This window comes from Microbulbifer sp. 2205BS26-8, from assembly GCF_030731025.1.
Classification (GTDB): domain Bacteria; phylum Pseudomonadota; class Gammaproteobacteria; order Pseudomonadales; family Cellvibrionaceae; genus Microbulbifer; species Microbulbifer spongiae.
Map to the genome: position 1 here is coordinate 1 of NZ_JAVAMR010000051.1, position 22,375 is coordinate 22,375.

24 protein-coding genes are annotated in these 22,375 nt (G+C 54.2%); 17 read left to right on the forward strand and 7 right to left on the reverse strand.

The genetic code is table 11. The annotated features are described in order from the left end of the window. The first annotated feature begins 382 nt into the window (after window positions 1-382). The 3 genes from Q5Y71_RS14030 to Q5Y71_RS14040 are packed head-to-tail and all read left to right on the forward strand — an operon-like array spanning window position 383 to window position 987. On the forward strand, window positions 383-616 hold the full coding sequence (locus tag Q5Y71_RS14030; protein WP_306042735.1) for a hypothetical protein: 234 nt from the start codon (window positions 383-385) through the stop codon (window positions 614-616). Between the two features lie 12 nt (window positions 617-628). Further along, window positions 629-808 carry a hypothetical protein gene (locus Q5Y71_RS14035; RefSeq protein ID WP_306042736.1) on the forward strand — a complete coding sequence of 60 codons (180 nt, stop codon included), beginning with the start codon at window positions 629-631 and terminating at the stop codon, window positions 806-808. 2 nt (window positions 809-810) lie between these two features. Further along, a complete protein-coding gene (locus Q5Y71_RS14040; RefSeq protein ID WP_306042737.1) occupies window positions 811-987 on the forward strand; it encodes a hypothetical protein in 177 nt (58 codons plus the stop codon). 112 nt (window positions 988-1,099) lie between these two features. Here Q5Y71_RS14040 and Q5Y71_RS14045 read toward each other — a convergent pair whose 3' ends face one another. The 3 genes from Q5Y71_RS14045 to Q5Y71_RS14055 form a co-directional block, all read right to left on the reverse strand. Next, window positions 1,100-3,712 (reverse strand): TonB-dependent receptor, encoded by a 2,613-nt coding sequence (locus Q5Y71_RS14045; RefSeq protein WP_306042738.1) that lies wholly within the window; start codon window positions 3,710-3,712, stop codon window positions 1,100-1,102. 315 nt (window positions 3,713-4,027) lie between these two features. Beyond that, window positions 4,028-4,837, reverse strand: a complete 810-nt coding sequence (locus tag Q5Y71_RS14050) for an iron chelate uptake ABC transporter family permease subunit (RefSeq protein WP_306042739.1) — start codon at window positions 4,835-4,837, stop codon at window positions 4,028-4,030. A gap of 6 nt (window positions 4,838-4,843) precedes the next feature. After that, window positions 4,844-5,674, reverse strand: coding sequence for an ATP-binding cassette domain-containing protein (locus Q5Y71_RS14055; protein WP_306042740.1), 831 nt, complete (start codon window positions 5,672-5,674; stop codon window positions 4,844-4,846). A gap of 215 nt (window positions 5,675-5,889) precedes the next feature. Here Q5Y71_RS14055 and Q5Y71_RS14060 point away from each other — a divergent pair, with 215 nt between their 5' ends. Next, window positions 5,890-6,675: a metal ABC transporter solute-binding protein, Zn/Mn family gene (locus tag Q5Y71_RS14060; protein WP_306042741.1), complete on the forward strand. Its 786-nt coding sequence runs from the start codon at window positions 5,890-5,892 to the stop codon at window positions 6,673-6,675. 88 nt (window positions 6,676-6,763) lie between these two features. Here Q5Y71_RS14060 and Q5Y71_RS14065 read toward each other — a convergent pair whose 3' ends face one another. Then, window positions 6,764-7,069: a hypothetical protein gene (locus Q5Y71_RS14065; RefSeq protein WP_306042742.1), complete on the reverse strand. Its 306-nt coding sequence runs from the start codon at window positions 7,067-7,069 to the stop codon at window positions 6,764-6,766. 283 nt (window positions 7,070-7,352) lie between these two features. On the opposite strand from Q5Y71_RS14065, the gene polA reads away from it, so the two are divergent. Next, window positions 7,353-10,091, forward strand: coding sequence for a DNA polymerase I (gene polA, locus Q5Y71_RS14070; protein ID WP_306042743.1), 2,739 nt, complete (start codon window positions 7,353-7,355; stop codon window positions 10,089-10,091). Between the two features lie 735 nt (window positions 10,092-10,826). Next, window positions 10,827-11,795 (forward strand): ribose-phosphate pyrophosphokinase, encoded by a 969-nt coding sequence (locus tag Q5Y71_RS14075; RefSeq protein ID WP_306042744.1) that lies wholly within the window; start codon window positions 10,827-10,829, stop codon window positions 11,793-11,795. A gap of 115 nt (window positions 11,796-11,910) precedes the next feature. Here Q5Y71_RS14075 and Q5Y71_RS14080 read toward each other — a convergent pair whose 3' ends face one another. After that, complete coding sequence (locus tag Q5Y71_RS14080; protein WP_306042745.1) at window positions 11,911-12,048, reverse strand: hypothetical protein; 138 nt, start codon at window positions 12,046-12,048, stop codon at window positions 11,911-11,913. A 353-nt stretch (window positions 12,049-12,401) separates the two neighbouring features. Between Q5Y71_RS14080 and Q5Y71_RS14085 the strand changes: the two genes are divergently transcribed. Then, the gene (locus Q5Y71_RS14085) at window positions 12,402-12,860 is read left to right on the forward strand and encodes a hypothetical protein (RefSeq protein ID WP_306042746.1); all 459 of its coding nucleotides are present in this window, start codon (window positions 12,402-12,404) and stop codon (window positions 12,858-12,860) included. 310 nt (window positions 12,861-13,170) lie between these two features. Here the strand turns inward: Q5Y71_RS14085 and yihA are convergent, their stop codons facing one another. After that, complete coding sequence (yihA, locus tag Q5Y71_RS14090; protein ID WP_306042747.1) at window positions 13,171-13,830, reverse strand: ribosome biogenesis GTP-binding protein YihA/YsxC; 660 nt, start codon at window positions 13,828-13,830, stop codon at window positions 13,171-13,173. 127 nt (window positions 13,831-13,957) lie between these two features. Here yihA and Q5Y71_RS14095 point away from each other — a divergent pair, with 127 nt between their 5' ends. The 9 genes from Q5Y71_RS14095 to Q5Y71_RS14135 all read left to right on the forward strand — a co-directional run bounded on the left by Q5Y71_RS14095 (window position 13,958) and on the right by Q5Y71_RS14135 (window position 20,187). Beyond that, on the forward strand, window positions 13,958-14,617 hold the full coding sequence (locus tag Q5Y71_RS14095; protein ID WP_306042748.1) for a cytochrome c: 660 nt from the start codon (window positions 13,958-13,960) through the stop codon (window positions 14,615-14,617). Between the two features lie 223 nt (window positions 14,618-14,840). Beyond that, window positions 14,841-15,527 carry a thiol:disulfide interchange protein DsbA/DsbL gene (locus Q5Y71_RS14100; RefSeq protein WP_306042749.1) on the forward strand — a complete coding sequence of 229 codons (687 nt, stop codon included), beginning with the start codon at window positions 14,841-14,843 and terminating at the stop codon, window positions 15,525-15,527. A 389-nt stretch (window positions 15,528-15,916) separates the two neighbouring features. Beyond that, a complete protein-coding gene (locus Q5Y71_RS14105; protein WP_306042750.1) occupies window positions 15,917-16,381 on the forward strand; it encodes an ecotin family protein in 465 nt (154 codons plus the stop codon). A 395-nt stretch (window positions 16,382-16,776) separates the two neighbouring features. Next, window positions 16,777-17,142, forward strand: coding sequence for a hypothetical protein (locus Q5Y71_RS14110; protein ID WP_306042752.1), 366 nt, complete (start codon window positions 16,777-16,779; stop codon window positions 17,140-17,142). 188 nt (window positions 17,143-17,330) lie between these two features. After that, window positions 17,331-17,846 carry a hypothetical protein gene (locus tag Q5Y71_RS14115; RefSeq protein ID WP_306042753.1) on the forward strand — a complete coding sequence of 172 codons (516 nt, stop codon included), beginning with the start codon at window positions 17,331-17,333 and terminating at the stop codon, window positions 17,844-17,846. Between the two features lie 229 nt (window positions 17,847-18,075). Continuing rightward, complete coding sequence (locus tag Q5Y71_RS14120; RefSeq protein ID WP_306042754.1) at window positions 18,076-18,486, forward strand: ACT domain-containing protein; 411 nt, start codon at window positions 18,076-18,078, stop codon at window positions 18,484-18,486. Window positions 18,487-18,498: 12 nt separating this feature from the next. Continuing rightward, complete coding sequence (locus Q5Y71_RS14125; RefSeq protein WP_306042755.1) at window positions 18,499-19,242, forward strand: hypothetical protein; 744 nt, start codon at window positions 18,499-18,501, stop codon at window positions 19,240-19,242. A gap of 613 nt (window positions 19,243-19,855) precedes the next feature. Continuing rightward, window positions 19,856-20,008 (forward strand): hypothetical protein, encoded by a 153-nt coding sequence (locus tag Q5Y71_RS14130; RefSeq protein ID WP_306042756.1) that lies wholly within the window; start codon window positions 19,856-19,858, stop codon window positions 20,006-20,008. Beyond that, a complete protein-coding gene (locus Q5Y71_RS14135; protein WP_306042757.1) occupies window positions 20,005-20,187 on the forward strand; it encodes a hypothetical protein in 183 nt (60 codons plus the stop codon). The genes Q5Y71_RS14130 and Q5Y71_RS14135 overlap by 4 nt, the downstream gene beginning before the upstream one ends. Window positions 20,188-20,565: 378 nt before the next feature. Here Q5Y71_RS14135 and Q5Y71_RS14140 read toward each other — a convergent pair whose 3' ends face one another. Further along, window positions 20,566-20,712 carry a hypothetical protein gene (locus tag Q5Y71_RS14140; protein ID WP_306042758.1) on the reverse strand — a complete coding sequence of 49 codons (147 nt, stop codon included), beginning with the start codon at window positions 20,710-20,712 and terminating at the stop codon, window positions 20,566-20,568. A 533-nt stretch (window positions 20,713-21,245) separates the two neighbouring features. Between Q5Y71_RS14140 and Q5Y71_RS14145 the strand changes: the two genes are divergently transcribed. Further along, a complete protein-coding gene (locus tag Q5Y71_RS14145) occupies window positions 21,246-22,334 on the forward strand; it encodes a ferritin-like domain-containing protein (protein ID WP_306042759.1) in 1,089 nt (362 codons plus the stop codon). Window positions 22,335-22,375: the final 41 nt, after the last annotated feature.

The following is a 22,375-nucleotide window of genomic DNA, read 5'->3' on the forward strand; positions in this document are numbered from 1 at the left end:
CTAGGGTGAGCGCATTCGAAAACACCTGAACAATCGTAGTGAAGGGCTATCGACGTTTGCCAAGACTCTGAAAGTTCCTTATGCGGGAATTGTGGAGATCAATGTAGTTATCGACTATACCGCCGGCCCGGCTGTGGTTTCATACACAGAGCAAGACGGCTGCTGTTTTGAAGAACAGAAAAACTGCTGCAATGGTTATCCTGCGCGCAATAAGGCGGCTATTTGGGATGACAGCTTTGCGCCTAGCTGGCCTGACAATGAATTTTATGTCAATACTCTGAAGGGGTTGTATTTTCTGTAGTGCCCGCCGCATTTGTTACAGGGTGGACTATCCTGTTGTTAACTATCAATTCTATCAAGCACGGCAGTACTGGAATCCCTTTTGAGGAATCTGTTCGATCGCTTTAGCCGCTCTAGAAAAGCACGATGTACAACTGGAGTGGTTGGTCTGGTTATCGCTGTGCCGTTCCTGCTTTGGGGGATCTTCGGTGCTTTGGGCGTTGTTCCGTCACTACAAGCGGTTTTTGGGGTATCGGGGCTGCGCATTCCTGCGGCAATCACGATTTTCGGTTTATTGATCGCCGCCGTTGGCTTCTGGGACTACGGTGACAATTAACTGGAGATTCCTGTGTTCAAGCTTTCGGATGTTTTTATTCTGTTGGCGGTCGCCATATCCTTTGCCCTGTCCGGGTATCTCTGGTTTAGTGGATACAAGGAACAGGGGGTTTTCACCGCGCTTTGGGTGCCGAGCATACTGACTTTTGGCATCTATTTTAAAGTATCGGCTTTAATTGCGCGCAGGGATTGACAGTGTCTGATTTAATCATTCTTGTGATCGCGGCTTGTGTGTTTATTTGTATGTTGATCGGTATCGTTTTGACGGTGTACGAATTACACAAGGCCGGTTCGGAACCCGTTCGTCCTGGGGTCAATAGTGAGATGAGTGCTGACAACCCAAAAGAGAAGGCGCAAGATCCGCGCAGCTAGCGCCTTTGGTTGTGCTCAAAAGTCGTGGAATTCCCTCACACACATGGGGAGTGTTGCAGTAAAGCAGGGAGGCGCTGTGCCTCCCTTCCCGGGAAAAACCCGCTACCGCTGATCAAAAGGTGTAAGTCATTTTTCCATAGATAAAACGGCCGTGCGGATCGTGCTGGGACTGCACATAACCATACAGATCGGCATCGCCGTCACCGATCGCAAAGGGAGGCGCTTCGTCGAAAACATTATCCGCGCCCAGGCTTAGAATCATATTTGCAAAACCGGTATATCGCGCTTGCAGGTTCATGGTCAGGAATGAGTCCACCGTGCGGGAAGTATTGGTGTCATAATCAAGTGTGCCGTCAAAGTCAATATCCGGCGTATCCTCAAATTCGCCAATATAGCTCAGGCCTGCGCTGAATCCAAAACGGTCAAAGGTCCAGTCACCAGTCGCATTCCAACGATGTTGGGGATATTCGTATTCTCCGGCCAAATCTCGTGTCAGGAACGCGCCGCCATCTGCGTTCAATTCTACGCGTTCGAATTCCATTAAGTAGGAATAATCAAACCGCAACCCGAGATTGCCACCGGCCAGGGCCAAACCGCTGTAAACGAAACTGAGGTCGACACCAGATACTTGTTGTTCGCCGATATTGGTAAAGCCACTGCGAATGGATTGCAATGCCCCCAGAGATTCTCCCTGTCGCGGTGTGCCCCTTTGACAGATGGTGTTACTCTGGTCATTACAATGCCTGCGGTAAAGGAACCCAAAAGGTACCTCGTCAATCTTGCCTTCTTGGGTGATCTTCCAGTAGTCTAGGGACAATTGAAATCCTTCGATGGGCTCGAAAACAGCGCCGATATTGAAGGATTCAGATTCTTCGGCGTCCAGGTCGGGGTTACCGGAATAGATGATGGTGTAGTCGGTTTGACTGCAGTATGCCTCATTGACCTCGCAGCCGAAGGTATCTTTGAAGAATAGGGATTCCTGGGAATCACCAAGGCCAATTTGTGCCAGAGAGGGGGCGCGGAATCCGGTACCCCAGGAGGCGCGCAGAGACAACTGGTCACTGGCTTTCCACAGCAGATTGGCCATGGGATTGGTCGTGGTGCCAAAGTCGCTGTAATCGTCGTAACGGCCGGCCAGGGTCAGGTCGAGATTGGCGGGTAGGGGAATGGCGATTTCCACAAAGGCGGAAGTGATATCCCGGCTGGCTTTGGCGGATACGGACTCGGTGCCAAAAATCAGACCGCGCTGGAACTGGTCATCGGGGATATCGGCGGCTTTTTCCTCGCGGTATTCAAGACCCGCTGCCATTGCGACCATTCCGCTAGAGGTATCGAACAGGTCGCCGTTGATAGTGAGGTCGTAACTGGTGAGTTCGGATTTGCCCTGACGCACCAGACTGGTGGTAATGGCATCAATCACAGCGTCCGGATTCTGCACACCACCGAAGGGGTTGTAGCGCCCCGCATTGATTTCCTCCTGCAGCAGGTCCGTGCGAACCCAGCCCTGGGAGCGGTCCCCGGTCTGAGTGGATTCGCTGCGGGAACGCTGTACAGAGGTCTCCCAGCCCCAATCGGCAATACTGCCGCGCAATCCGAATACGCCGCGCAGATTATCAGTCTCTATGTTCCACTGCCGTGCGCCAGCATCCACGGTGCGATAGCGGAAGATATCCACACGTTCACCGAAGGGGTTGTTGGGATGATCTGCTTCCACGTAAAGTTCGGCATCTCCATCCAGCGGGGTGGGGGCGCCCTGGGCCACAGAGGTATTGTGCTGCACGGCAATTTCGCTGAAAAACTCAATACTCTCGGTCAGATCCGTATGGCCGAGCATCAGTAGACCGGTGCGCTCCGCCTCCGGGGTGATCAGGGTCCAGAGGCCGTAATCGTAGAGGCAGACCTCCCCTGTATCACGCTCTTTGGGACAGTTCGGGTCGGGGACCGTTACTCCGTTGGGGAGTGTGAAGCTGCCTGGGTAGCCCCGCGACGATCGATGGTCCTCACCGCCCCGGCCGGAGTGATTGGCTGTGCCCAGACCGCTGCGTTCGGAATTGGCCAGGCGACTGTTTTTATGATGGTCAAGGATCACTGTGAGGTTAGAGCCTTCGCCATTGATGCCCCAGACTGCGGAAAGGGACTGTTCGTCATAACCGTCGGCACCGCCATAATCCATGGAGATCTCCGCGCCTTCAAAATCCTTGCGCAGCACCAGGTTGACCACACCGGCCACGGCATCGGATCCATAAATAGCGGAGGCGCCGTCCTTCAGGACTTCCACCCGCTCAACAGCCGCCAGGGGAATACTGTTGATATCGACAAAGTTGGTGGTGATGCCTTCGGCAAAGGCGCTGATGGCCACACGCCGGCCATTCACCAGCACCAGGGTGGCGTCCGCACCCATACCGCGCAGGCTCACAGCGGCGGCGCCGTTGGCAGTGGAGTCCTGGTTATTGCCGCGGGTGGAAAAGGTGCCATTACCAGCGGCTGGGTTCTTTTCGAACAATTGTTGCAGATTGGTGTAACCGGATGTTTCGATGGTCTCGCGATCCAGAACCTGGACTGGTGTGGCATTCTCAAATTCAGTATTGCGACTGATGCGCGATCCCACAACAGTGATCTCTTCGATGGCGCCTTCCTCGGCGGCGAGGAGGGTTTGTGGTGTTGCTGCGGCAGCGGCCAGGATGGCGCTGGCCAGTAACGTGCGGCGGGGAGTGAAATTTTTCATGATCCTTGCTCTTCCGTTTGTCGTCATTATCCGTGACTGGCCCAAATTGGCTGGTCGTCGCGCAACACTAGCAACGGCGGAATATTGAAACAATTGGCTGTTGGCCGGGCAGTGGTTTATTGAAGAAATGGGTGATATAGATCCCATTATTCAGAATACCAAAGCGCCAAACTGCAACGGTAGCGGTTTATCCTAAGCACTTGAAGCGCGGGGAATGCCAGACGGGTTTGCGCAGTTTCTTTCTAAGGTGGCAGTCAAATACACCGTCCAGATCTTGTTGGCTTGCCGGTGCATTGCTCAAAGGGCATCCAGTGGCTATCTGGTTCCGGTTGGCCACAACTGACAGACCAGGAAGAGTAGCGAGGCTGCCAGTACGATGGCGGGGCCTGCAGGGGTATTCCACAGAATCGAGGCCAGCAGGCCGAGCACGACGGCAAAGCATCCGATCAGCGATGCCATCATGGCCATGAACTCCGGTGTACGGGAGAGCTTATGCGCAGCCGCTGCGGGAATGATCAACAACGCGGTGATCAGCAATACACCCACGACTTTCATGGCGATGGCAATCAGCAGTGCCAGCATCAACATCAGTGCCAGGCGTACCCGCTCTACGGGTATCCCCTCAACGGAAGCGAGTTCCTCGTGCAGAGTGAAGGCCAGAAGTTTCTCCCAGAGAAAACAGAGCAGCAAAAGAATCCCCACTGCAGTGGTAGACATCAGCAGTAGGTCCGGGCTATTGACTGCGAGCAAATCGCCGAGCAACAGAGAGAGTAAATCCGTTTTAATCCCGAACAGGCCTATGGTGACAATGCCGAGGGCGAGCATTGAGTGGGAAAGAATCCCAAGCAGGGTGTCCACGGCGAGTTTCTGGCGACGCTGCAGGTATACGAGCAGTATTGCCAGCAGGCAACAGGTGCCGCCTATCGCCAGTATTGGAAGAATATGCAACACATAACCCAGAGCCACGCCGAGCAGGGCGGAGTGCGCCAGGGTATCGCCAAAGTAGGCCATGCGTCGCCAAACGGCGAAACACCCCAAAGGGCCGCTCACCAAAGCGACCAGCAAGCCGGCGCCCAGGGCGTACCAGAGGAATTGACTGTGCAGTAATTCGCCAGGCTCAATCACTGATATTCACTCTTCGTCTTTGCTCGCAGCGGTTGGACCGGAGTGCTTGCGCGGGCAATCGGTCGCCTTCGCGATATCGCCACTGAGGTTATGGTGGTGGTTGTGCTGATGGGTGTAAGGGGCCACCTTGTCGCCGAAGAGCTCCAGATAGGCCGGGTCCCGGCTGACCTGTTCCGGGAGACCCTGACAACAAATATGCTGATTGAGACACAGCACCCGGTCTGTAGCTGCCATGACCAAGCGCAGATCGTGGGAAACGAGTAGAACGCCACAGCCGAGTTCGTCCCGAAGCGTAGCGATCAACTGGTATAATTCACCTTGCCCACCCACATCTACACCCTGGGTGGGTTCATCCAGTACCAGTAGGTGTGGTTTGCGGGATGCCGCGCGGGCCAGCAGGACTCTCTGCATCTCTCCGCCGGAGAGGTTGGACAGGCTGGTATTTTTTAGCTGCCCGGCCCCAACTCTGTCCAGTGCGGCCTGTGCCTGGGAGGGCTGTAAGCGCCGCTGGCCCAATAATAAAAAGCGTTCGACAGACATGGGCATGGCGCTGTCAATATGCAGTCGCTGGGGCATATAGCCGATACGCAGCCCCGGTTTGCGCCAGATCATACCGCCGCTGGGCCGTGATAGGCCCAGCAGCAGTCGCAGCAGCGTGGTTTTGCCGGCACCGTTGGGGCCGATAAGAGTGACAATGTCACCCTGTAGCAACTCTACAGTAATGTCCTTTAGCAGTTGCCGACCGGCGAGCTGCAGAGAGACTTTGTCGGCAGTAATGAGCGACTCGGAAGGGCTCAGGGTGAAATCTCCGGGGCTGGCGTGGGCAACAAGAGGCATGGGTGTTCCGGCTTTGCTGCGAGTCCACTGGGTTGGGTGCTGACCAATCGGGCTGGCGGCTTGAAGCCGGTTGTGATTATATCGCAGTTTTGCGTTGCCATCTGTCTTCCATGTTTTCCTCTAAGCGTCTTTTCCCTTTATCCGTTTTGGCCCTGCTCGGTTTTTGTCTCCTGGCCTGCGCTGACCCGCCCCCTCCCACCGGGGGAGAGCTGGTAGTGAGCGTGCGTCCGCTGGCCCTGCTCGCACAGGAAATTACCAAGGACGACGTACCCCTTCGGATATTGATTGAGGGAAGGGATCCGCACCACTATGCACCCAGTATCCCCGAGCGGGCGGCACTGGAGCGGGCATTGCTGGTCGTGTGGCTGGGCCCGCAGATGGAAGGTGTTCTGGCCAGGCAGATGGCCTCTCTGCCCGCTGAGCGGCAGTTGCCGCTGTTGGCCAATAGTGTTTATGAGTATCAGGGTGCCAGCGACGCGGACATGCACCTGTGGCTGCGCCCGCGCAATGCGGCAATTGCGGCGGCGCAAATTGCTGAGCGCCTGGCACAGCTACGGCCGCAAAGCGCCGAGTTGTACCGGAGTCGCGCGCGGGATTTCTCCCGCTCCATGGCCAATCTGCAGAAAGTACTGGATCGCGCCCTATGGGGCTATCGCAACGTGCCTATTGTTGTGACCCACGACGCCTACGGGCATTTCTTTGGTTCTGCCGGGATAGAGACGCGCGCGCTAACCCGCGGTAGCGATAGTGGGTACGGTGCCAGAGCCATGCTCGATCTCTCAGGTGCAGGGGAGGGCTGTCTGTTTGGTGATGCTCCGGAAAATGCGCGCGACAGACAGCTGGCTGAACATCTCGGTCTGCACTATGGGACCCTGGACCCGCTCGGTGCGCAGTTGGGTCCCGACGCCAGCTACCGGGATCTGATTGAATCCCTGTTGGCCCAGGCCCGCATGTGCCTGAGCCGGATTCCCGACGTGTCCGTTCGCGACTTCCGGAATTGATTGCAACGGGGTTGGTTTTGGAATTTTGATGGGAAAGGGTGCCCAGCGGAGTTGGCACTGGGCGCTGTGCTGTGTCGGAATGGCCCGCTCAATCGGGGGAATTGGCACTGCGTTTCAATTGTTGTAATTTTTTTGCACGGTCGGCATCCCGCCTGGCCTGCTGACGCAGTTTTTCCAGTTGACGCATCTGGCGTTGGAACAGCCGTGTTTCCTGTGCCTGCCGGGCTTTCTTGAGCATCAACTCATGATCTGGTGCGGTGGTGTGTTTTGAGGGAAATTTCTCTGTGTCCGGATACCCATCGCGGGCCTCCTCAGCTTCACCGGCCAAAACAGCGCCTGCCGAAGCTTGTATGCAGGTGATCATTAATAGAGCGGTGCCGATCACTTCTCTCATAGTTGGAATCCTTCCTTCATCATCTGTTGAGTCCTATTTTCTTGGGAATAAAAGTGTCTGTGCCGCCTGTTGGCAGCCAGAGTGCATTTGGTTCCCGGGGGGGCAGCGAGCGGTGAACGTCGCTATCGAGAAGACTAGCCCAGCATGTGGTTCTGGTGCGGTTGCTGCGCCAATAGTTGTTATGCGCAGGTTGAGCGGAAAATCTGTGCGAAGGGCGTTATCCTATTGGCCAGCCCGCCTCCTGTGGGTGCAAATAAAGCCCAACAACAGAACGCCTTGACTTATGAGCAAACAACGTCCCGGTGCCGCTCCGCTGATTTTGGTGGACGGTTCCTCTTACCTGTATCGCGCCTACCATGCCCTGCCACCGCTGACAACCAGCCAGGGAAAGCCCACCGGTGCAGTTCGCGGGGTCATCAGCATGTTGCGCCGCCACTTGAAGGAGCACGCCGACAGTACTGTGGTAGTGGTGTTTGATGCCAAGGGCAAAACCTTTCGCGACGAGATGTTTGCTGAGTACAAGTCCCACCGCCCGCCGATGCCCGATGACCTGCGCGAGCAGATTCAGCCGATTCACGACATTATCGACGCAATGGGCCTGTCCCGTCTGGTCGTGGATGGGGTTGAGGCAGATGATGTGATCGGCACCCTGGCATTGGAGGCCCAGCGCAGCGGCCAGGAAGTGATTATTTCCACCGGTGACAAGGATATGGCGCAACTGGTGCGCCCGGGGATCACCCTGGTCAACACCATGTCCAATACCGAGATGGACACAGACGGCGTGGTAAAGAAGTTCGGCATAGGGCCCGAACTAATTATCGATTTCCTCGCCCTGATGGGTGATAAATCCGACAACATTCCCGGTGTGCCAGGCGTTGGAGAAAAGACGGCGTTGGCGCTGTTGCAGAACCTTGGTGGCCTTAAAGAGATTTACGCCGATCTGGGCGCCATCGCCACTCTGGATTTTCGCGGCGCCAAGACCCTCGGCAGTAAAATGACCGAACATCGCGCGGCGGCACAGCTGTCTTACCGGCTCGCCACCATCAAGACCGACGTGGAAATGCCCTACCATCCCCAGAACCTGCACAATTCGGCACCGAATATCGGAAAGTTGATCGAGTTGTTCGGACAAAACGAGTTTCGCACCTGGCTGGAAGAGCTGACCAGCGATAAGGCCGAGGAGGCCATGGCCGAGGCGGTGGAGCGGGACTATGTGGTTGTGACAGCAATGGCCGAACTGGATGCCTGGCTGCAGCGGCTCAAAAAGGCAAAAATCTTTGCCTTTGATACGGAGACCACCAGCCTCAACTATATGCAGGCCAGACTGGTGGGGGTGTCCTTTGCGGTTGAACCCTACCGCGCCGCCTACGTGCCGCTGGCACACGATTATATGGGCGCACCTGAGCAGCTGCCATTTGAACAGGTACTGCAGAAGCTCAAGCCGCTTCTGGAGGACGAGAAGCAAAGGAAAGTGGGGCAGAATTTAAAATACGACAGCCATATTCTGGCCAACTACGGCATTAGGCTGCGTGGTATTGCGCGGGATACCATGCTGGAATCCTATGTACTCGACAGCACTGCCAGCCGTCATGATATGGACAGCCTCGCGCTCAAATACCTGGGTGAGCATACGGTGCATTTTGAGGATATTGCCGGCAAAGGCGCCAAACAGCTGACCTTTAATCAGATACCGTTGGACAAAGCCGGCCCCTACGCGGCAGAGGATGCCGATATCACCCTGCGCCTGCATCGGGAGTTGAACGGCCGTCTGGCGCGAGTGCCGTCTCTGGTAAAGGTACTCGATGATATCGAGATGCCCCTGCTGCCGGTGCTTGTACGCATGGAGCGCAACGGTGCCTACATAGATGCAAAAATGCTCGCGGCACAGAGTGCCGAACTGGAACAGGAGATGCGTGAGCTGGAACAGCAGGCCTACGCGGTGGCAGGAGAGGAATTCAATCTGAGTTCCACCAAGCAGCTGGGGGCGATTCTTTTTGAAAAGTTACAGATTCCGGTGATCAAGAAAACCCCCAAGGGAGCGCCTTCCACGGCAGAGGCGGTGTTGCAGGAGCTGGCCCACAATCACGAGTTACCGGCGTTGATCATGCAGTACCGGGGCCTGGCCAAGCTAAAAAACACCTATACCGACAAACTGCCGAAAATGATTGATCCTGCCAGTGGCCGTGTACACACCTCCTACCACCAGGCGGTAACAGCCACTGGGCGACTTTCTTCCAGCGATCCCAACCTGCAAAATATCCCGATTCGCACTGAGGAGGGTCGCCGAATCCGTCGGGCCTTCACCGCAGATCCACGAATTAATGGTGGCAGCGAGATCATCGCTGCGGACTATTCGCAAATTGAGTTGCGCATTATGGCGCACCTGTCTGCAGATCAAGGGCTGGTGGATGCCTTTGAACGCGGTGCTGATATCCACCGCGCCACTGCCGCGGAAGTGTTTGAAGTGGCCTTGAATCGGGTCAGCGACGAGCAGCGCCGCCGCGCCAAGGCCATCAATTTTGGCCTGATTTATGGCATGTCGGCCTACGGCCTGGCCAGGCAGCTGGGCATTCCTCGCGCGGATGCCCAGACCTATATAGACCGTTACTTCGAGCGCTATCCGGGGGTTCTGCACTATATGGAGAACACCCGTAAACAGGCTGCGGAAAAAGGCTATGTGGAAACCCTGTTTGGCCGTCGTCTGTACCTGCCGGAGATCCGCTCTCGCAATGCGATGCAGCGCCAGGCCGCCGAGCGCACCGCGATCAATGCGCCTATGCAGGGCACAGCCGCAGACATTATCAAGCGCGCCATGATCGCGGTGGATACCTGGCTCAATAGGCAAAACTTGACCAGCAAGCTGATCCTGCAGGTGCACGATGAACTGGTACTGGAGGTGCCCAAGCCGGAAATAGAGACGGTTGCAACTGCTCTGGCGGAATTAATGCAGGGCGCTGCGCAGTTGCGCGTGCCGTTGACTGTTGATCTGGGACATGGCAAAGACTGGGATCAGGCGCATTGAAGCATCGGTTGTTGGAAGGTTTTAGGCCTGCAGGGGAGCGCATGCGTTGTGCCGAGGTAAAGAAAGTAGTCCCCTCAGATACCTTTTGAGTGAAAATGGCGCCAATTAGTGTGTTTTAACTGCCATTTTTACAATCTTTGCCGAAATCCGTGGAACTGTTCCGGCGACAGCCCCTCTAAAGTGGCAAGATCGTTGGAATGCGTCATCATCCCCCAAGGAAGTCAGATGTTTGCCCCGGAACTCCCCAAGTCCGGGGCATTTTTTTGTCCTCTCAAGTTGAATCTTCCCCCGCCAGGCACTCTTTTGTGTCCTTTCTCATCCACTCCATTTCACAACCCTGAATGGCAGACCCTTTGGAGGTTTACTGGGCTAATCTGAGCACTACAGAGACCCAATTTCCACAGTGGGCACCTTCAGGGGCCTGTTCCCAGGGTCCGCTGACCTACGGTTTGGCGTGTTGTATGAATGAGGATATTTGGGTTTTGTTTGCCTGACGAGTGGCGGTGTGGGCTCCTGAAATACTATCCTCACCGCCAAGTTGGGTAGGTATTGCACGGATGGCGAAGCATGAATGATGGCACTCCCATTGGGCTGCCGGGTTTATCAATAGAGAGACTGCGGTATCGATGCATAGATTAAATGAGCATATTCCCCGTGCCGCCCACCAGCTTCAGGAGCCGTTGGCATGACGCATAGGGTGGGTTTGACTTCCCGGTGGTTTGCGGGAGGTTGGTTATGGGCCGCTTGAAACTGTTTAGCCTGGATGTTGGCGCCGATTTTTGTGGACGTGTGGCCGCTGCCCTGGGAGAGCCCCTTTCCCGACACGAGGAACGCAGTTTTGTGGATGGTGAGCACAAGGTGCGCCCTCTGGACGACGTGGAGGGGGCCGATGTGTTCCTTGTGCAGTCCCTGTATGCCGATGTGTGCAGCAGTCTTGATGAAAAACTGTTGCGCAGCCTGTTTTTTATTGGCGCCCTCAAGGATGCCGGGGCATCACGTATCACTTTCGTGATGTCCTATCTGTGTTACGGGCGCAAGGATCGGCGTACAAGGTTGCACGACCCCTTGCCAACACAGTACCTGGCCAGCTTGATGGAGTCAGCCGGTACCCACACAGTTATGACGATGGACGCCCATAATTTATCCGCTTTTGAGAATGCGTTCCGCTGTCGTACTGTGCATTTGCTTGCCCGGCCTCTCCTGGTGGAGTTTGCCGCAGGACGACTGGCTGGAGAGCAGCGGCCACTGGTGGTGTTATCGCCGGATGAGGGTGGTATCAAGCGCGCGGAGATGTTGCGCCGGGCACTGAGTGAGCGCCTGGAGAGAACGATCGGCAGGGTCTTTGTCGAAAAATATCGCAGTGAAGGGCAGATCAGTGGTGGCACCTTGATTGGTGAAGTGGAGGGAACGGTGGTGCTGATTGTGGATGACCTGATTGCCAGCGGTGCAACTCTCTGTCGGGCAACGCTGGCAGCTGAGGCTGCGGGGGCTGCGCGTATCATTGCTCTCGCGAGTCACGGCCAGTTCAGTGGAGATGCCAGAGCCCTTGTGTCGCGCCTTCCACTGGAGGTCGTTGCCCTGACCAACTCCCTGCCCCAGACAGACTTGCCGAACAATTGCGAACTGCTCGATTGTGCGCCTCTTCTCGCAGAGGGAATCCGTCGCCTGCACGACAACGGCCCGGTGTGTGAACTGACCATTTGAAGGGCTTTCCCTGTGAATACCGGCCACAGGTCCAAAACATCCACCATTTACATTTATTTACTCCAGTCTCGGGAACAAAGGGATGCCCGGTCGTATCCAATCCACCAGATCATTGTTACTCCCTAACCCCAAAGCGTTCAGCTTTTTCACCCCGGACTATCCCCATCTCCGGGGTTTTTTTCTCCCTGAATGCCTCCTGGGGGATGGATGGCAGGCGACTGTTTTCCGGGTAGAAATCCGAGCTAGTTGACAAGATTGGAATCTATTTCCGGAAATCCGGATGTGGGCGAGTATAGTATTCACATTCCTCTGATCGCTTTACTCGCCGGGTGGGAATACCAACGGCAGCAACCTAAGCTTCCCGGTGTGGGAGGATCTTGCATTGAAGAGGAACCCTCAAGCGTACCCGTCCCCCTGGGTGCGCTTGGCAAGTGCCCATCCCCAAGGGCACTGACTCCTGGCCGGCAGTCCCCATCTGCCGGCTTTTTTTATACTCAAAAAGCTCCTGCCAGGACACCTTAAGCAAGCGGCAAAAATTCAGTTTAATTATTTGCAAATGATAATTGTTCGCATTACACTGAGTGTGTTTCAAGCAAGGGAATTATCGTGAATTTACGTTACCTATGCGCAAACCACCGCCAGTGGTTGGTTGCTGACACGGATCGTGCAGAAAAAACGTGGCTGGACTGGATAGAACTGGGCAAGATCCTCTCTGAAGAGGGCAATGAAAAAGAGGCGATTCCCTATCTGGGATGCGCTTTTGACCTTGCGGGCTTTCTGCTGGCAAAACAGTGGCCAAGCTATGCCGTGTCTGCGACACGCTTTAGTGAAAACGCCATCTGCCTGATGGCAGCCTACCGGGAGTTGGGGGATGAAAAATTACACCGCTATATTCTCGCCGGCGCCAGTTCAATCCTCGCGCGCCAGCTTGGAGATGGCCTCAAGCAGCGGATTGCCGCTGACTGTATCAATGCCCTTTATCCAACGGGTGTCGGCGACGCAATGCAAAAAGCAGTCCAAGCTAGACGGCCCGTCCACCTCGACAGAGATTGCCGGCTGCACTGAGGAAACGGCCCGTGTAAGGCCTGCAGAAACCCCGCGGCTGCTGACCGTTGCCATTCGTGAAGACACCCTGGTTGCGCTCTTGGCGCAACGCTGTCTGAGCGTTGAGGAGCTGCACTGTACGACACCCCAGACGCGCCAGCAGCTGCGGCGGGTATTGTTACGCTCCCTGTTGCCTTGGGACGAGTTGAGTTGCGCGCCGACAACAAAGAGTGCTGAGTGAAGCGGTTATTGTACGAAAGGTTTCCCAGCCAGGCGCCCTTTAAAATCAGTATCAGTGCAGGTTGCGGCCGGTAGCCTGTAAGGGTTGAGGTCAGCTACTTGTGGCGGAGGGCTCCGTGCGGGATATGAGCCATTCATTCAATTTGCGCTCCAGCGTGTCGATACCCGTTTTCCTGGTGGAGGAGAACAGCTGCAGGGTAACCTCCTGGTCCAGACCCTGTTCCCTGAGGGCTTTCTCCACGGCAAAGCGGGTATTATTGGCGGGGCCATGCTTCAACTTGTCCGCTTTGGTGAGCAGGCAATGCACAGGCAGGCCTGCCCCAACCGCCCAGGTCAGCATATGCAGGTCGAACTCCTTGAGGGGCTGGCGTATATCCATCAACAGCACCAGGCCGCGCAGACATTGGCGCTGCTCCAGATAGGCAGCCAGGTGGCGCTGCCACTCGTCTTTCATAGCACGGGCCACCTTGGCATAGCCGTACCCGGGCAGATCCACCAGTCGCTGCTGCTCAGGCAGGCTGAAGAAGTTGATCAGCTGGGTGCGCCCGGGTGTCTTGGAGGTTCGCGCCAGCTTGCTGTTGCCGGTCAACGCGTTGATGGCGCTGGATTTTCCCGCATTGGAGCGGCCGGCAAAGGCCACTTCGGCGCCGGAGTCCTCCGGGCACTCGGCCAGGGTGGGCGCACTGGTCAGAAATCGTATAGCACGGTAGTTCAGTTTTTGCGGCTGGGCATTCAGTTTGACAATTGACATCGTTTAAGTCCGCTGATCCGGTACACTCGTTTGGCGCGCAAGTATATAATGCCGCGGTTTTCGCCTCGCAGGATTGATTTATGGGGCGGAGCGGAACACCATATCACAGCGCGCAACGGGACGATGTATGAACAGCTTTATCAAGAACACTGCTCGGGTACTTGGTCTGGTTATCGCCTTGGGAACCACATCCCTTGCAATGGCTATGGGTGATGCGGCTGAGGGTAAGACAAAGGCCGCCCAGTGTGCAGCTTGCCATGGTGTTGACGGCAATAGCCCGGTGCCCGCCTTCCCCAAAATCGCTGGCCTCGGCGAGAAATACCTGTTCAAGCAGCTTATGGATATCCAGGAAGGCAAGCGTAATGTGCCACAGATGATTGGCCAGCTGGACAATTTTAACGAGCAGGATCTACAGGATATCGCCGCCTACTTTGCTGCTCAGCCGATGCAGTTGACCGGGTCCGAAGCGATTGCAGTCACGCTCAATAATGGCGAAAGTGTCGACGGCCTCATCTTTGGGCGCAAATTGTACCGTGCGGGTAATACGGAAACCGGCGTGCCAGGCTGTATGGGCTGTCACTCCCCCAGCGGTCAGGGCAATGCACCCGCCGGCTATCCGCGACTTTCTGGTCAGTATCCGGAGTATATTGAAGCCCAGTTGAAGGCATTCCGTGTCGGTACCCGCACAAATGACGGGGATACCCGCACCATGCGCACAGTTGCCAGCCAGATGTCCGATGCCGAAATCACCGCTGTCGCCAACTATATTGCCGGCTTGACGGAATAACAGCCAGGCCCCAGCAGCGGAGGTCGGTCAAATGCCGGCCTTTTTTGTGCCTGGTGCCCGCTCAAGCAGTGGGGAATCGGGTAAAGTAGTCGCACTTTTGTCGCGTTTCCTTGCCCCAAGCAACGGGAACTTCAATAATCTGCGTTGTCTATTGTGCCTCAGTGACCCGGCAGCCCGCCGCTAACAGGCCTCGATCAACGTAGGTACAAGCTGGAGAAGACTTATGAGAGCAGTTCTCGCCCCTATAACAATGGTTCTGGCTGTGTTGTTCAGCTTTGCCGCCTCTGCGCAGGAAAACGGTGGGTTCAAAGCCGGTCAACACTATCAGGTGCTGCCCCAAGCGGTACCGCAGAAAGACGATAGCAAGATCGAAGTAACCGAAATGTTCTGGTATGGCTGTGCCCATTGCTTCCATTTCGAGCCGACCCTGGAGCGCTGGAAAAAGAATATGCCCGGCGATGTTACCCTGCTGAAGCTGCCCGCTATCTGGCAGCCACTGATGGATGTCCATGCGCGCCTGTTTTATGTGGCTGACGCAATGGGTGTCCTGGAAAAGATGCATACCCCGATCTTTAATGCCATCTACACTCAACGCCAGATGCTTGCAGTTCGTGAAGGCCGGAACTGGAAGCCGGACCTGCCGGCAATTGAGGCTTTGTTCAACAAGCACGGCGCCGATGGCGCTAGGGCTGTCAAGCTGGTGAACTCCTTTGCCATTAACAGCAGGGTCAAGCAGGGTATGGCTAACCAGCGGGCTTACAAGATGACCGGTACTCCAGAGGTGGTTGTGGCCGGTAAGTACCGTATCAGTTCTTCTCTGCCGGGCTATAAAGGGAAAAACAATGGCCAGGAACTGATGCTGCAGGTAGCTGACTATCTGATAGCCAAGGAGCGTGCGGAGCGCGGTTAATCTCTACGCTGTGTCTGAGCCCGCTTTGTTCGGAGCGGGCTTTTAATACCCGGCTGTCCCGGCGACGATAGTGTTTGCTGGGGTTGTTCACCCACCCATTTCCCACTGGCAAATGACTGCTAAGCAGAAGGCGGTCTTGGTCCCGTTTTTTGTGCCGCCCACCCATGCCCCGCCCCTCCAAAGACAAAAGGACTCGCGATCAATAGCGAATCGCCTCTGCCGTGGCTTGTTTTGCCAGGCCTCAGGCGCCGGTAAGGTATGCGCGAGTGGTGTATTCCCTTATCTTGGCACCTGTATCCTCTTGATGGCGTCTACTGCACTGGAGAAAGCTGTCTAGACTGTAAAAAGGTTTATACGCCAAAACGTGGCTCCGAGGTGAGGAATTTGCCATGAAGAAACCCCTCTTCGCAGTGCTAATCCTTTTGTATATGACCACCGTGCAGGCCGCTGATCCCCTCGATGCTTTCCCGGCAGAAGTGGAAGGGAAGCAGCGCCACGTTATCCAGCTGCCAAAAGTGAAGGATGAAAGTCGTTTTATGATTGAACTGGTGCCGGGGCGGCGTGAAATGGCTGACTGTAATTTGCGTAGCTTCACTGCACCTCTGCGTCGTGAGGTTTTAGCCGGCTGGGGCTATCCCTATTATGTCCTGTCCGATCTGAAGCCCGCCTCCGGCGCGCGCAAGATCTGCGCACCCAGCACCACCTCCCGACGCTTTATCCGCGTACGCGGGGATGGGCTGATACTCCCCTACAGCAGCCGCCTGCCACTGGTGGTTTACCTGCCTGAGGGGGTGCTGCTCAAATACCGTGTCTGGCGCGCGGATAAGAATCTGTCTGACGCGCGTACCCAATAAATACAGCCAAACGGGCCACTACCCCATTGGTTCTATTCCAGCAACTGAACTGGCGCCTTTGTTAATATTTTCAATGCTTCTAATGCCACTGTGGGATTTTGTGTCTAGCCTTACTAACAAAGGATGTGAAAAAGAACGCCTGAGAAATTTTTCACGCCGGCTTTTGGGGCTTGCACTCCGCACCGGACAGGAAAATTGGCGGCGCCTTCTGCCGCCTTCTACAGTAACCCGCGCCCGTGCAAATGGTTTCGGGGGCAGAGACAGTAGAGCAGCGCATGAAGTATTTGCGTCATTTCCTATCGAAAGGTGTTATTGCTTCTCATCTTCAAACCTATGCCGTCGTTCTTGTACTTTTTCTGCCCGGTCACCCCGTTGCTGCGGCAGAATCAGCGCAAATGCAGTGGGCTGGCAATTGGCTGGTGGTCAGTGAGGGCGATGACCAGTTGGTTTGGCAGCTCAATGCGGATGGTTCTGGCTATGCCTATGGTTTTAATGACGGGGGGCGACTGACACACGGGTTTGCCATTAACTGGCAGCTGGATGGAGATCGTGTGCGAGTGCGCACCGGGGCCTCGGTACGCTGCAAAGGGGGTGTGGTGTCGGTGGCATTCCGTGGCTGGAGCCGCTCAACACTGCTGTTTGCGGTTATTGATGGACGTCACTGGCTGCAGGCCGGCGGCGGCTTGTTGAGTTTCCAGCGTCGCCTGAGTAACTGGAGAACGCCTCAGGCCGGCAGCAATTGCCCGGATCTAGCCAGTTGAACTGGCCCTGTGTTGACGCCGGTCATAACAGGCAAAAATACTGTGGCACACTCGCAATGGGCCTGGGCATACCTTGTGCTCAGGACCTAAAGCGGTGGCATGTAACACTTGCCCTGCTCTTTTTGCTTATTGCTGGCCAAGTCCCGGCAGTTGAGGGCAAAGAAAAAAGTGGGCATGATGGCTGGCATGTGAAATCGCGCCTTGATGCCAGCCAGTGGGTTGGTGCCTGGCTCATCTCCCGCGACGGCGAGGCGCGCCATGTGTGGAGTCTGAAGCCTGACGGTACTGGCCGCTCTTATGCATTTCTCAATCGCAATGGGAAAATGCAGTTTGTATTTGGTTATGATATCCACTGGTATTTTGATCCCTTCACCCAGATGGCAAACATCAAAACCGGGCGCAGGCTTATTTGCCGGCGTGGAAAAATATACCCCTACTTCCTGACTTTAAAATCCTATGAAAGTGACTATGCGGTGCGGGGAAAATTTGCTTGGCAGACAACCTGGACAGAAGTCAGTATTGGACGTAACCGATTGCACAAATCTCTAGTGGTATTTGTAGCGCCTCTCTCCGCTTGGCACGATCCCGGTCGCGATGCTCCTTGTCCCGAGTTTCCCAGCCTGCATCTGGAAAAGGATATTGATATGGTCCTGCAGAGTTGGGAGGAAGAAGAATCGCCGGAAGCTGAAAAGAATAACAGATAACTACCGGAAAAAACAAAATCCAGAGAATTGAGAGAATCGAAAAAAAAGGCGTGAACAAAGGCAAACGAAATTAGAATAAGCAGCCGTTAAGGCAGAAAACCTTTCAATACACAAACTCCGCCACCGGCAATGGTGACCACCTATTCTCGGCCTCAGCTGCAAGGGAATGGTTGGTCAACCTGAGATGCCTCTACTGTCGTAGATAGGACGTTTTGTATGGCAATAAGGTATGAGCGCTGAGGCCTCTTACGCAGGGATCTTGCGGAATATGTGTCCCAGGCTGCAGGAGGAAACCTACGTATTCTGCCAGGTGGCGAATACCCGGCTCACGGATGTGATTGCGAACAGCCTGTGTATTTTTCGCGAAGGTGAGGGTATGAGTGTAATTTTGCCCCGGAATCTGGCTCGGCAACATGGTCTCACGGCTAGCGCACCATTTCGGTTAATCACGTTGCAGATAGTATCCGGCTTTAGTGCGATTCAATTGACAGCGATTGTTGCTGGAGCGCTGGCTGATGCCGGCATCGTTGCCAATATGGTAACTGTGCTGCGTCACGATCATATCTTTGTACCGGAAGATAGTGCCGAACGCGCGCTGCAACTCCTGCGCGGTATCAGCAACCGGGCATACTACACCTGAGCTGCAACGACTGTGCGCATTGATTACCCTCCACCCCAGCCTCACGGAGAAATCCGTCAGCTCCTGTCCGATCTCTTCTATGTACCCGGGACGGTGACGCTGGTCCCGACGGTCAAAATTAATCGCAATATGGCTATAGTGCGTTGGGGAGGGGATCTTATTCTGGTGAATCCGATGCGTTTGCGCCCACAGCAGGAGGAGAAATTGCGGGATATTGGACGGGTTCGCCACGCAATACGACTGGGATATCACCACGGACAGGACGACCTCTACTACCGGGATCACTTCGATCTCACCTTCTGGCGGCAGGCGGGATCTGATTTTTATCCCCCCAGTGCAGATCAATTGCTGAGAGAGGGAGGGGAATGCCCCGTGCCCGGGGGGCGCTTTCTGGAGTTTTCCTGCAGCCGATTTCCAGAAGCGGTGCTTTGGCTGCCCTTCAACGGTGGTTTGCTTTTGAGTTGCGATGCGCTCCAGTATTGGGGCAGTTGGCGAGGCTGTAACTGGTGTGGCCGTTGCCTGCTGCGATTTTCCGGGATGCGCTCTGGTATGCAGGTAGTGCCGGCTTGGCGCTCGCGCATGAGTTCCCGGGGCAGGCACCCGTGGCAAGGGCTGCAGAAGGATTTTCAGCGCTTGCTAAAGCTGCCTTTCCTGCACTTTCTTGCCGCCCATGGCGAGTTTTGTGCCGACAATGCCCACGAGGCCGTATTTACCGCAGTGAGTCGGGCTTTTCCGGAACTCAAAGGAGCAGCATAGTCAGGATTTCCATGTTCGTTTGTGATATGTGGTTGGGCGTGTGGACGACCCACAGTGCCATAGAATTCTGCTGCTTGTCTGATGCTGCTGAGCGTTGGCAGGTTTTGTTGTTGTTTTGAAAAAGAACATCAATTAAAGCCAAGACTCTGCTCATTGCCCTGCTGGTGGTTTACTCCACCACACCGGCGTGCCTCTATTGCCGATGCCGTTAATATCTATCGTAAAGTGAACTTCTGGATCTCTGCCGGGCTGGCTGGTTGGGGAGCCGAGCGCACGGTTTGCTACAAGCTGAGCCAGTATACTGTCGATCAATTTAAGTATGGGGTTGGCTGGCGACCAGGGTTAGTTTCAGAAGATGACTTTCCAACGTCAGTTCGGAGGGGAGTGAACCGAGATTTGTTTTGCGGAGGTCGGCTGGCTTTTGGGGCTTCGGTATCGAAGCGTCGGACTATGGCATGGATGATTGCGTAAAATAATCTCTATCGTCTGGGCTTTTCAGCAATCTGGGTTGCCATGTTATTTATAGTGCTATTTGCAAAGCCTGTAGGATAGCTAGTGGGTCATGTGATGAATTTTGTACCGATTGTTTTGCCTGCTCGACTGAAGCCAGAACTTGACTTGCTGGCTTCGCCGGTTTTTTACCGGCTATGTGGTGCATTGCACCGAAGTGGATAACTCCCGTCAGAAACTGTACTGCCGCGAGCTGAGTGTCGCGCTGGCTCAACGCTATGTCACCCTGGCTGCCGTGCGGTGCTGCGCTTTGTGACCGATTATATCGGTTATACAGTGGCTAACCAGGGATTCAGGGAAGGGGAGCGCAAGGGTGAATTGCTTTACAGCATGCTGGTATACGGCCTGATCGGATGGCTGGTGTTTTACTGTGTGTTGATGCTATGGAGAGAGACTTTTTTCACTGCGATGCTGGCCGCGGTCAGCGCCTGCTGAGCAATGGGGCTACTTTGGCGGAGATGGGGGTCGGAAATGGTACTTTGAAATACTCTATTGGCTGAGACTTATAACCAATAATGGCCAGGGAGCTCTGTGGAACCGCTTGCAGCAGGATACCGGTATCTACCCTTAACCCTGATGGACGGGACAAAGCTGTGTTGTGATGCGGTGCAGGATTTTGACAATACAGCGGTGTGACTTTTTGAGTCGGATCAGGTCGGAAATATTGCCCTCTATGTAAACCTGAAAAAAATCGGACTGGAAAGATGGGAAGGAAGTGAAATTTGTGCGCAGCGATAGCTGGGGAGACAACTTGACCTACATCCCCAGCCGGGAAGTCAGGTATGTGGAAGTACGCTACCTGAAGAAAAGACGCTAATCCTTATCGGGCTCCGGTTTGTCGCGGTCTGGTGGGGTTTGCTTATCACCAGCCTTTTGACCCCGGCTTACATACGGGCTCTTGTCGTCATTATCATTTTCATCGATCATCGAAGTTTGAAACCGCTTTTTATTTAAAGGCATAATGAAATCTCCTTATTTGTTTGGTGGGGATAAAGGAGTATCATGTCTAAGTTGCTACAGTTGAAATGTTTATCAGGTATCGAGATATGCAGAGCAAGGCCGATAGTAAGAGGTAAACACCTAACTCTATATGAAGAGAGAAGGGAAGGGTAAGTAGTACATGAACTATATTCTTCTTAGAAAAGGATGCGGTTTATTTACCGCTTACATATGATGTCAATCTAAAAGAATAAAATCATGGATTTCCAACTCTACCCTAAGAAATACGAAAATTTGGTTTTGCAGCATACAATATCAACATTGAACGAAACCCGAATGGCTGATCAAATAAAAACAAAATAGGTGATCAAGATAGGCCAGAATCTGCAGGCGCAACGGGGATGGTGAGTCAGGGGTGAAAACAGTTTGGTAGGAATACACCAAATTACTTCACTATATTGAGACTGCAGAAGCTTTAAATAAGCTTAAAAAAGGTGTATAAAATACAGTGTTCACGTTAACGGCTTTCTAGGGACAATGGATAAGGGATAATCATGGCTATTGAATATGTAGATACAGCGCCCAATAACATCATTGAAGACTCAAGACCACAGATAACAGGAGAAGATATTGACAGTATTGTCGAAATCTTTAATACCCCTTTAACCGGATCCTACAACTGGGACTACGACTCTGCCGACAATCGTATTCGTAAGCTTTACGAATTGGGTAAACGGCTCAATTGGAACGCTTCTATCGATGTCGACTGGGCTATAGAGCTCGATAAAACAGAACCCCCAATGGAAAAGGAGTTTAATCCCTATAGCGACTACCCCGATTTTCTAGCCCTATCCCGTGAAGAGCAGCTCCGTTTTGGCTGGCACAACCAAGCCTGGACGCTGTCGCAGTTTCTCCATGGCGAACAAGGAGCCTTATTGGTCGCTTCGCAACTGGTCTCCTGTGCCCCGACCTATGAAGCCAAACTCTACGCCGCCTCTCAGACCTTTGATGAAGCCCGCCATGTAGAGGTCTTTGCCAGATATCTTAATGACAAAGTGGCTATCCGCTATCCGGTCAATAAGCCTCTCAAACTGCTGCTCGATAAGATTCTTACCGACCCACGCTGGGATTTAAAGTTTATCGGTATGCAGATCATTATTGAAGGACTTGCCCTCGCCGCTTTCAATACTGTCAAAATTACCTGCAGAGATCCGTTGTTAAAAAATATTATTCATTTGGTGCTCCGCGATGAAGCACGTCATGTCTCCTTTGGCGTTAATTATTTAGAAGAGTTTGTACAATCACTGAGCGAACAAAAGAAAGAAGAGCGTGCTAAATTTGCCTATGAAGCCTGTTGTGTCATGCGTGAGAGACTGATTGCCACCGATGTCTTCGAACATTTTGGCTGGGATGTCGAGGCGGCAAGAAGCCATATTTTGAAGTCGGATATTATGGTTCATTTTAGAAAACTACTCTTTACCCGAATCGTGCCTAATCTTAAGCGTATCGGCTTACTACCGAAATCATTCCGCGATAAATATGATGCTCTCGGTATACTAGAGTTTGAAAACCTCACCAGCGATTCCGTTATTGACTGGGACGAGATGGCCAAGCCTCTCTATGAAGATGTCGACACCCCATAAAAGTCACTGTCGCTAGACACACAAAGTTATGATTTACATCA

Coding starts and splice junctions, on each gene's coding strand:
- Q5Y71_RS14045 (WP_306042738.1), bottom strand. CDS start 3,712: ATGAAAAATTTCACTCCCCGCCGCACGTTACTGGCCAGCGCCATCCTG.
- Q5Y71_RS14055 (WP_306042740.1), bottom strand. CDS start 5,674: ATGCCTCTTGTTGCCCACGCCAGCCCCGGAGATTTCACCCTGAGCCCT.
- Q5Y71_RS14065 (WP_306042742.1), bottom strand. CDS start 7,069: ATGAGAGAAGTGATCGGCACCGCTCTATTAATGATCACCTGCATACAA.
- polA (WP_306042743.1), top strand. CDS start 7,353: ATGAGCAAACAACGTCCCGGTGCCGCTCCGCTGATTTTGGTGGACGGT.
- Q5Y71_RS14075 (WP_306042744.1), top strand. CDS start 10,827: ATGGGCCGCTTGAAACTGTTTAGCCTGGATGTTGGCGCCGATTTTTGT.
- yihA (WP_306042747.1), bottom strand. CDS start 13,830: ATGTCAATTGTCAAACTGAATGCCCAGCCGCAAAAACTGAACTACCGT.
- Q5Y71_RS14095 (WP_306042748.1), top strand. CDS start 13,958: ATGAACAGCTTTATCAAGAACACTGCTCGGGTACTTGGTCTGGTTATC.
- Q5Y71_RS14100 (WP_306042749.1), top strand. CDS start 14,841: ATGAGAGCAGTTCTCGCCCCTATAACAATGGTTCTGGCTGTGTTGTTC.
- Q5Y71_RS14105 (WP_306042750.1), top strand. CDS start 15,917: ATGAAGAAACCCCTCTTCGCAGTGCTAATCCTTTTGTATATGACCACC.
- Q5Y71_RS14110 (WP_306042752.1), top strand. CDS start 16,777: ATGCAGTGGGCTGGCAATTGGCTGGTGGTCAGTGAGGGCGATGACCAG.
- Q5Y71_RS14120 (WP_306042754.1), top strand. CDS start 18,076: ATGAGCGCTGAGGCCTCTTACGCAGGGATCTTGCGGAATATGTGTCCC.
- Q5Y71_RS14140 (WP_306042758.1), bottom strand. CDS start 20,712: ATGCCTTTAAATAAAAAGCGGTTTCAAACTTCGATGATCGATGAAAAT.
- Q5Y71_RS14145 (WP_306042759.1), top strand. CDS start 21,246: ATGGCTATTGAATATGTAGATACAGCGCCCAATAACATCATTGAAGAC.